Here is a 9,568-nt window from a genome sequence, read left to right as displayed (position 1 = left end):
GGTGAACAGCGGAAAATCCGGCGGGAGTTCCTGCAGTTCGGCCTCCGGGAACACCCGCTTCAGCTCCCGGCGGAAGGAAACGTCCATCCCGTAGTCGTCGTCGGCGTAAAGAAAGCCGCCCGAGGTCAAAAACAGCCTCAGCCGCTCCACTTCGCGGGCCGTGAACTTTATCTCGCCGTGCCCGGTGATGAACAGGAAGGGGTGCAGGAACAGGTCGTCATCGGAGGCCGAAAGCGAGACCTTTTCTGTCCTGACACTGACGCCGGTGCGGGCCGAGAACTCCTTCAGCAGATTGGTCTCCTCCTCGGGATCGTTGTACCAGTCGCCGCCCCCGCCGTATTTCAGGCGGGCAATGTCGATAGGCCCGGCAAAGAGACAGCCATCCAAAAGCACGATGAAAAGGGATATGAAAATGGTGATACGCATAGATAAGTATTTTACAACGAGGGGTGCTTAAAAGCAAGTTTTAATAGCTGGTATTATTGAATAAAAGCCCCCGCCAATGGCCGGGGGCTTTTATATTTATATTGATCGGATGGTTTTACTTTAACCAGATCATTTTTTTTATTTTGGAATACTTCCCCCCGCCGGCTTCCATCCTGTAAATATAGGTGCCGCTGGACACGGTGTTTGATTGCTGTCCGGTGCCATCCCAGGATCTTTGGTAATACCCGGCTGGCTGGGTTTCGTCAACCAAAGTCCTTACCAATTGGCCTAAAGCATTGTATATTTTTATGGTAACCTGCGCCTGTTCCGGCAGCTGATAGTCTATTGCCGCCCGGTAACTGGCCGGATTGGGATAGCAGCCGTTCAAGGCAAAGCTGGTTGGGTTTTTACCGGCTATCGAGATGCTGACCGGGCCATAATGGATTGTCTGACCGGTGGAAGATGTCTGGGTGAGAAGATATTCGTAGTCCCCGCCGGTCAGCGGACTGTTGTCAGTATGGTCATATTGCCGGGGCGTGGCGCTGTTGGTTTGCCCGCCCGTAGAATATATCTGCTGATAAATACCCCCCGCCGGTCTTCTTTCCACCGACCATTGGTAGCAATCACTTTCCGACTCGGTACGCCAGGAGATGACAACTCCGTTTTCGGCTGAAACCGCAGTGAAAGAGGTCAGTTGAACCGCCAGGGGAATGGCCGTATAATGGACGATCCCCCAGTTGTTGTCGTCATAATAATCATATATCCGGCTGTCTATCAGCGCCAGGTCGGTAGTGCCCCAATAGTTGCTGTAGGCCATCACGCTTTCCGCCCCCGCATTGTAGCACTCGTATGTGCCATTGCCGTAAAGCTGGCAGGAGTTGGCCGGCGACCCGCCGATCTTAAGCAATCCGTAATAACTTTCGTTGTAAATGCCGCAGCTTCTGTTGTTGATGATCTTGCTTTTAACGATCTCCAAATCAGTGTTATTGATCCACATCCCGTAGTTTCCGTTCTGCTGGATGACCGAGCCGCTGACCAAGGTCTGGGTATTGATACAAGTAAGGCCGTTTATGGCCTTCTCGATCACGCAATACGACAGGCTACTCGGCCCGTAATAGTCGCTGCCATCACCGAGTATTATGCCGCCCCATCCGCTGTCCGCTCCGCTGCTGCTGGTAAACACTATGCTGTCACTCTCTGTCCCCTCTGCTATAAGACGGCAGGAGCCGCTATTGCCAAGGATCAGACCAGTTTCGCTATTAAACTTAACCGTCACCCCGGGTTCGATTGTCAGGGTGGCGCTGTTCATCACGGTTATTGGATTAACGACAATGTATGGACTGCCGATCTTGTCCCAAACAGTATCGGTAAAAATATTGTCTGTAATTACCGTTTCTGCCCAAGCAGTCAAGCAAAAAAGCGAGGACAGCACAAGGTTGACAAAAACGATACCGCCTGTTTTTTTGATACCCATACCGGTACACTCCTTTTTGTTCCATTTTATTATACCAAACAAAAAGCTTAAAATACAGATAAAAATAAACCCCGTGTATAAATATTATACACGGGGTTTAAAGCCAAAACTTTGTTGTGTCTTTTTTACTTTTTATCCTCATTCTTCAGGGCATGGACCCTGGTCTTCATAATATCGTCAATGATCCCGTATTCCTTGGCCTCGTCGGATGACATCCAGAAGTTCCGGTCGGTGTCCTTGGCTATTCTCTCCACCGACTTTCCGGTGTGATGGGCCAGGATGCCGTTGAGCTTCTCCCGGATCAAAAGGATCTCCCTGGCGTGGATGTCGATGTCGGTGGCCTGTCCCTGGACCCCGCCCAGCGGCTGGTGGATCATGATCCGGGAATTGGGCAGGGCAAAGCGCTTGCCCTTGGCCCCGGCGGCCAGAAGCAGGGCCCCCATGCTGGCGGCCATCCCCATGCAGATGGTGACCACGTCGGACTTGATGTACTGGATGGTGTCGTAGATGGCCATGCCCGAAGTGACCGAGCCCCCGGGGGAATTGATGTAGAACTGGATGTCCTTTTCCGGGTCCTCGGCCTCCAGGAACAGCAGCTGGGCGATGATCAGGTTGGCCACCACGTCGTCGATGGGCGAGCCGATGAAAATGATCCGGTCCTTTAGCAGCCGGGAATAGATGTCGTAGGCCCGCTCGCCGCGGCCGCTCTGCTCGATCACAAATGGGACTAAGCTCATTGTTTTTCCTCTTTTAAATTCCCGTTTTCACGGGTATGAGGTTATTGGAAATTTTCGTGTCTTTAGTGGGTGGGTGTCCTACTTGGGCCCTTCGATGAACTCTTCCTTGACCGCGGCCGCTTCGGCCACCAGTTTGCCGGCCTTGGTCACTGCTATCCTGTCCTTCAGGTCGTCCAGCCGGTCCTGGCTGGAACTGAAGGTGGCCTTGATCTCCCCGGTTGTTTTGCGGTAATAGCGGGCCAGGTCGGCAAAGGCTTCTTCCAGCTCGGCCTCTGATGCCTCTATCTTCTCCTGCCGGGCCACCTCGGCCAGCAGCAGCTCCTCTTTTATCTTCCACTCGGCTATGGGCTGGTACTGCTCCTTCAGCTTGGCGTCATCGGGGCCATCCTGGCATTCCTGGCCGTCCTGGTGCTTGTGCTGGTGGTGGTGGCGCTCCTTGGCGTCGGCCACCATCTTTTCCAGCTCTCCGGTCACCAGCGACTGGGGCAGTTCCATCGGGTTGTCCTCTATCATCTTCTGCAGCACCTGCACCCGGACCCCCTCGGCGGCCTCGGAGTTGGAGCGGGACTCCAGCCCGTTCTTGATCTTTTCCTTCAGTTCGGTTATGGTCTGGTACTCGCTGACCTTTTTGGCAAATTCGTCATCCAGGGCCGGCAGGTGCTTCTCCCGCACTTCCTTGACCGTGACCTTGAACACAGCTTCCTTGCCGGCCAGCCCGCCGCCCTGGTAATCGTCGGGGTATTTGACGGTGATATCCTTGATGACCCCGGCTTTGGTCCCGACCAGGTTCTTATTGAACTCCGGCAGCACCTGGGGCGTGCCCAGGTCCACCGGGTAATTCTCGCCCTTGGATTTTTCGGGGTTGTCCAGGCCGGAAACCGGAACGAAATCTATGATCAGCCGGTCGCCGTCCTTGGCCGGGTTCCCGGTCTGCTTGTATTCGGCATAGAGCCCCAGCAGGTATTCTATCTCCCGGTCCACGTCCAGGCCGGATATCTTGCGCAGGCGCTTGGTGGCCGGCAGGCCCTTGTACTGCTTGATGGCCACCGGGGGCAGCACTTCAAAAGTGGCCTTGAACTTGATGCTCCGGTCGGAAGTGAAGTCCAGGTCCGAGATCTCGGCCCGGTTGATGGGCACGATCTTGTGGTCCACCAGGGCCTTTTCGTAGGATTCCGGCACCAGCCGTTCGATGGCCTCGGCCTCGATCCCCTTGCCGAAACGGGCCTCCAGCACGGTGCGCGGGACCTTGCCCGGGCGGAACCCGGGGATCTTGGCATTGCGGCTGTAATCCAGATAAAGCTCTTCGATGGCGGCCTTGACCTGCTCGCCCGGCACCTCGATCTCAAAAACGCGCTGCCAAACCTTTGGTTCCTTTAACTCGACCTTCAAAATGTCTCCTTTATGATTATTCTGTGTCATCCTGAGCCCGGCTCCATCATTGGCTGGACGAAGGATCTCTTTGAAATTGGCCGGATTCTTCGAGGGCCGAAGCCGGAAAGTATTTCTCAGAATGACATTATAGTTACGCAGATTGGTGCGAAGGGGGGGATTTGAACCCCCATGCCTTTTACGGCACCAGATCCTAAGTCTGGCGCGTCTGCCAGTTCCGCCACCCTCGCAAACCTTGAAAAAACCTGGGGATACAGAAAGTAATTATAACAAATATAACCGCCAGCGTCAAGGATGGCCGGCCAGCCGCCGGGCTTCTTTTAAAAGATATGTTTTGCGGTTGTTTTTGGGATTCTCCAGCACCATTTCAAAAAGCTGTTTCAATATCCGCCCCATTTCCGGGCCCGGAGCAAGGCCCAGTTCCTTCATCAGGTCGTTCCCGTCAATTTTCAGGTCCTTGATGGAAAAGACCGGCTTTTTGCCGAGTTCCTCTTTAACTGCCTGTTTGAAGGATTCCAGGTAACCCGTATCACCCTCCATCCCCTGGGCCAGGATGTCGGCCCGGCGCAGCTCGATCAGGTCGTCCAGGCCCTCCAGGCCGGTCTTGGAGATCAGCCGCCTTAATCCCTTGCCGGTCTCCGGCACGGCGAACATGTGTTTGGCGATAAGCCCGGTGACCCGGGAGGTGATCTGGCCGGAGTATTTCAGCCGGGCCAGGACCTCCCCGGCCGTTTTTGCCCCCAGTTTGTCGTGGCCGTAAAAATGGGCCCCGCCTTCCACCACCTCCCGGCATTGGGGCTTGGCTGCATCATGCAGCAGGGCCGCCAAACGCAGTTCCAAAGTTTTAGGCGCAAAGTCCGCGGTTTTGATGGAATGCTCAAAGACCTTGTAGCGGTGAAAGCCTCCGGGCTGGGTGACATCCACCCCCTGCTCCAGCTCGGGCAGCAGTATTTTGAGCAGGCCGCTGCGCTGCATCAGCCAGAAGCCGATGGACGGCTGATCGGACAGCAGCATCTTGTTCAGTTCCTGCTGGATCCGCTCCGGTGAAACGGTAGTGATAAGTTTGGCATTCTTCTTTATGGCATTGAAAGTCTTTTGCTCGACCGAGAATCCCAGCCGGGCGGCAAACTGGCAGGCCCGCAGCATCCGCAGGGGGTCCTCGGCAAAGGCGTTCGGCGAGACCATCCGGATCAGCTTGTTTCTGATGTCTTCAACTCCACCACAAGGGTCTGTCAGTTCCAAATTCTGCCTTCTGCCTTCTGATTTTTTAATTTGCAGCGCTATGGCATTGATCGTAAAGTCCCTCCGCCCCAGATCCTGTTCCACCGGAATCTTTGGATCATACTCCACCGCAAACTCCCGGTGACCAGACCCGGTGCTTTGCTCCCGGCGCGGCAGGGCAATGTCAAACGTTTTTAATTTGCCCTTTGCAGTTTGCAATTTAAATTTAATGACGCCGAAGGATCTCCCCACCAATTCCACCCGGCCGAACTGCTTGAGCAGCCTGGTCAGCTCTTCCATCGGGATGCCGGTGACCAGATAATCCACCTCTCCCGGCTGATATTGGGTAAAGCGCTCCTGGTCGATGCTGCCCGGGGCATCAAGGGCAAAGCGGATGCGGTCGCGCACCGCCCCGCCCACCTCGTAAAGCCGGCCGGCGGAGTTGATGGCGGTTATTATTTCCGAAGAAAGGCACATGAGGATGTTTTAGCAGAATCTGTTTTAGTTTAATGGGATTTACTCCATACTTAGCTGTAGGGCGGGAATGGCCTCACATTATCTCCTCCAGTTTCTGCCTATCCGGGTCATAATTGAAGAACCTGATGACCGAGGGGACGAATATCAGCACGAAGAAGGCCATAAAGGTCAGGATGAAGCAGCTGGTCATCAATGGCCTTAACGGGAATATCTCGCCCAGCCAGCCCCCCGCCGCAAAGGCGATGGGGGTCAGGCTGCCGGCCATGGTTCCCAGCAGGCCGAAGACCTTGCCCCGCATCTCGGCCGGCACCGTGATCTGCATCACCGCGCTGATCAGGGAATTGACCACCGCCAGGGAAACACCTATCAAAACCGCCATCACCGACATGTATATCATGCTCATGTGCACCGGGAACAGCGCCATGCAGGCTGCGCTCATCAGTGCGCCCAGATAAAAGACCATGAATCTTTTATTGGTGGGAACTTTTATGACCGAGGTCAAAAAATAACCCAAAAAGGACCCCCCGGTCAGCACTCCCATCACTATGCCGTATTTAGCCGCACCCAGTGAAGGGATCTTCTGGAACATCGGCAGCACCAGGAAAAACCCGATATTGGCGAAGAAATTCAGCACCCCGAAGATCACAAAAGAATATTTGAGTCCGCTGAATTTTTTGACGAACAGCAAACCTCCCTTCATGTCCTCAAAAAAACTTAGTTTGTGAGCCTGGTGCTTTACTGCCGGGATCTTTATGAACAGTATGGCCGCTGCGGAAATGACATAAGATATTCCGTCGAACAGAAACATCAGCGGAGCTTTCAGCGCCTGGTACAGAAATCCGCCCCCGGCGGTACCGATGATGGCGGTGCCGTTGTAGGCCAGGCTGAACACCGAATTTGCCTGGACTATCTGCTCCGGCGGCACGATATCCGGAATGGCCGAGCTGACCGCCGGGCCGAAGACCGACCCGCAGATGCTCAGAACGATGCCGGCGGCGAAGACCATCCAGATCTCCAGCATCCCGGCCCAGGCCGCCAGTCCCACCCCGGCCGAGGCCAGTCCCCGGACCACATCCATGGCGATCAGCAGCCGTCTGCGCTCTGTTCGGTCCACCCACACCCCGGCAAAGGGGGAGATCAGCACCCGGGGCAAAGTGGAGACGGCCATCAGGGTCCCCATCAGGCCGGTGGAACCGGTCTTCTCCAGCACCCAGAAACCCAGGGCGATGGCGTAAAAATTGTCGCCCAGCGAGGAGACCAGCTGGCCCTGCCAGAGAAGGAGGAAATTGCGGTTCCAAAGGGATGGCGTTTTTTCTTTCAGCATGTTGCTCCTGGTGAAATATTTTTATCGTTAGAATCTGATCGAATAACTGAACTTTGCCAGAAAATAGTGATCGAACTCATCCGTGATAAGGTTGCGGGGATGGTTATAGACCAGATACAGCATGGACCCGGGGCGAACTTCATAACCCAGCAGGATATTTGAATTGAGATCTTCCACATCCTCTAATTGAAAAGATCTTTGAGCCGGGGTCCCGTAGGTGGTGCTGGTCCTGATGAACACCCGGGCAAACAGCCTGGGGGTTATCTGGCAGGATATTCTGGTGTTGGAGATCCACTGCCATTCATTGCTTCCCTGCCTGACGGCGAAAATTGAGGGATACACCGTCAGGTTGGAAAGCGGCAAAAAGATCAGCCCCATGGTAGCCTGCCGGAAATTGTCATCGTACAGTTCTCCCGCGCCATATGACAAGGCGATCCCGGTCATGCCGCCAACGTTGGTCTCGAATTCCAGGACACCCATCTTGTTTGCGAACTCCTCCTGTCCGTACCGCTCAAAAGAACGTCCGCCGTTCAGACCAAAGCGGTATTTACCGGTGGTAACAATATTGGTCCACAGACCCACCTCGTTATTGGTCATCCGGTCACCCAACTCCTGTTTGCGGATCCATTTGCCGCCCGCATCTAGATACTGGAATGGCCCGCTCAACGGGAATTTATGGTACCCCTCAAAGTGCGATCCCCAACGATCAATGTCCACTGTTTCTATGAATCCCTGGGATACCCAAAATTCAGGTCCGGACCGGAAGAACCTTGCTTCCCAAAAGCTCAATGCCGTTTCTGATTTGAACTCCGCCACTCCGGCCCATTCATCGCCGGTAATGCCCTGATTGGCGGATCTGGCGGTCTGAACGGTCAGTTGCAGCGGACCGTAGAGAGGAAGGTTCAGGTCCAGCCCGGCTGACCGGCTGTAATTGCCCCCCTTCTGCTGATTGGTAGCCGTGATCCCGGCAAAGGCTTGTCCTAATAACGGGTGTTTGGCCCGCAGCAGGGAGAAATTCTGGTCGTTATCCTTTGTCTGGACGTCCAGGCAGAGAAGTTCGGCCCGTCCGATCTTGCCGTAAAGTTTGGCCCCGGCCTCTATCTCGTTCATCCGGCGGGTATAGAAAAGTTTGATCGGGGTATACAATATGCTGGCGCCCTCCATGAAGAACGGTCTTTTTTCGGCCAGGAAAAGCTCCTGCCCCTGCTGGTAGGAAAGATTGAACCGGAACTGGTCGGCCTCTATCTGCCCGAAATCAGGCAGGTAGGTGGCGTTAAGGTTTAGATCCGATGTAATGCCATATTTAAAATCCAAGCCGGCTCTGAATTTGAGAGAATCGGTGCCGTGCTGGTACTGGGACAAGCCAAAAGGCAGCAGTTCAAAACGTTTAACTTTCGGGTCGATGGCCAGTCCCGCCAGCTGGCCGTACTGGGAAACACGGCACCAGTTGTCGATCCTGGCCCAGCTGGAGGTTTCCCAGTGGGGCCGTTCCAGCCGGTAAAAGTTTATTCCCCAGGACATGGTATCGGCTTGGTTAAAACGCAGTTCTCCGAATGGAATGGCCATTTCCACCGCCCAACCGGCTGAATCAATTGACGCCCGGGCCTGCCAGCGACAGTCCCAGTTGGCATCCACGGTCCGGCCCTCGTCAATTATCCTGCCGTCGGTTCTGGTGCTCTGAGGATTGACGGCAAAATAGTAGGCGTTGCTCTTATCATTATAAGTATCGATGGTCACTTCCAGACAGTCATCCAGATATACCTCTCCGTCCCGCTGGTTACAGGAGGCCTGTATTCTATCCGGTTGATCCTCGTGCATATAGGCGCCGACGTACAGGTTCTGGTCGTCGTGGCAAAGGTATATCCTGGTGCGCTGGGTGACGGCGCCTCCCGGAGTGGGCAGTAAAAGATAGAACTCTCCGGACATTCCGGCGTTCTGCCAGCAGGAGTCGTCAAGCTTGCCGTCCAAAACTGGGGCCTGTTCAACCCTGACCGCCCTGAGGCTGGGGGCTTGGGCAAGGGAAACTGATGCCATAAAAAGAAACAGCATCACTATTACAGGCGTTTTGACATTCATAAAACCCACTTCCTTTTAAAGTTTGTTGTCTTTTCCCAATTATAGTATTGCCGACGGATCTCTATTTTGGCTTGCATCCTTTGATGACAAAAAATTGTTTGGCGGAAAACAAATAATATGTGCCGTTATTTAATTGCTCTATATATGCCTTTTTTCTTGCGCGGTATTTTTTAAGTAATATCATATACTTATTATAATCAGACTGGGTTCCGCCACCGGCAAAGAATGTTTTTTTATAATTATCTCTTTCCCTTTTCTTTTCACTTGGTTTTTCACTGCTGCGAACCGATTTCTTCCACCAGCTGATATCATATTTCTGCTTTGGCGTTTCATATGGGGGTATCATAAAAAACGGCTGACTGCTCACCTTTGCGTCGATACCCTTGAAGCCGGCCTCTTTCAGCCACAAAGGAACATGAGGGGCCGTATCCGAAATGCCCAGCC

Annotated in this window: 8 protein-coding genes and 1 tRNA gene; all 9 read right to left on the bottom strand. The window is 54.1% G+C overall.

Annotated features, from left to right (window positions below; all coding sequences use genetic code 11):
• The coding region (locus Q7U71_03740; protein ID MDO9390868.1) for a DUF4159 domain-containing protein at positions 1-426 on the bottom strand (426 nt) is incomplete at its 3' end.
• Between the two features lie 115 nt (positions 427-541).
• Positions 542-1,609, bottom strand: a complete 1,068-nt coding sequence (locus Q7U71_03735) for a FlgD immunoglobulin-like domain containing protein (protein MDO9390867.1) — start codon at positions 1,607-1,609, stop codon at positions 542-544.
• 416 nt (positions 1,610-2,025) lie between these two features.
• Positions 2,026-2,637, bottom strand: a complete 612-nt coding sequence (gene clpP, locus Q7U71_03730) for an ATP-dependent Clp endopeptidase proteolytic subunit ClpP (protein ID MDO9390866.1) — start codon at positions 2,635-2,637, stop codon at positions 2,026-2,028.
• A 78-nt stretch (positions 2,638-2,715) separates the two neighbouring features.
• Positions 2,716-4,026 (bottom strand): trigger factor, encoded by a 1,311-nt coding sequence (gene tig / locus Q7U71_03725; protein MDO9390865.1) that lies wholly within the window; start codon positions 4,024-4,026, stop codon positions 2,716-2,718.
• 143 nt (positions 4,027-4,169) lie between these two features.
• Positions 4,170-4,256: transfer RNA gene (locus tag Q7U71_03720), tRNA-Leu, on the bottom strand.
• Between the two features lie 58 nt (positions 4,257-4,314).
• Positions 4,315-5,724 carry an HD domain-containing protein gene (locus Q7U71_03715; GenBank protein MDO9390864.1) on the bottom strand — a complete coding sequence of 470 codons (1,410 nt, stop codon included), beginning with the start codon at positions 5,722-5,724 and terminating at the stop codon, positions 4,315-4,317.
• 73 nt (positions 5,725-5,797) lie between these two features.
• Positions 5,798-7,048, bottom strand: a complete 1,251-nt coding sequence (locus tag Q7U71_03710; GenBank protein MDO9390863.1) for an MFS transporter — start codon at positions 7,046-7,048, stop codon at positions 5,798-5,800.
• Between the two features lie 27 nt (positions 7,049-7,075).
• Positions 7,076-9,124 (bottom strand): DUF5916 domain-containing protein, encoded by a 2,049-nt coding sequence (locus tag Q7U71_03705; protein MDO9390862.1) that lies wholly within the window; start codon positions 9,122-9,124, stop codon positions 7,076-7,078.
• Positions 9,125-9,185: 61 nt separating this feature from the next.
• Positions 9,186-9,568, bottom strand: a 383-nt coding sequence (locus Q7U71_03700) for a hypothetical protein (GenBank protein ID MDO9390861.1), incomplete at its 5' end; no start/stop codon positions are given.

This window comes from bacterium, assembly GCA_030655055.1.
In the GTDB taxonomy this organism is placed as follows: Bacteria; Edwardsbacteria; AC1; order AC1; family EtOH8; genus UBA5202.
Note: the sequence above shows the minus strand (reverse complement) of the source record. Positions and strands in the feature narration are given on the sequence as shown.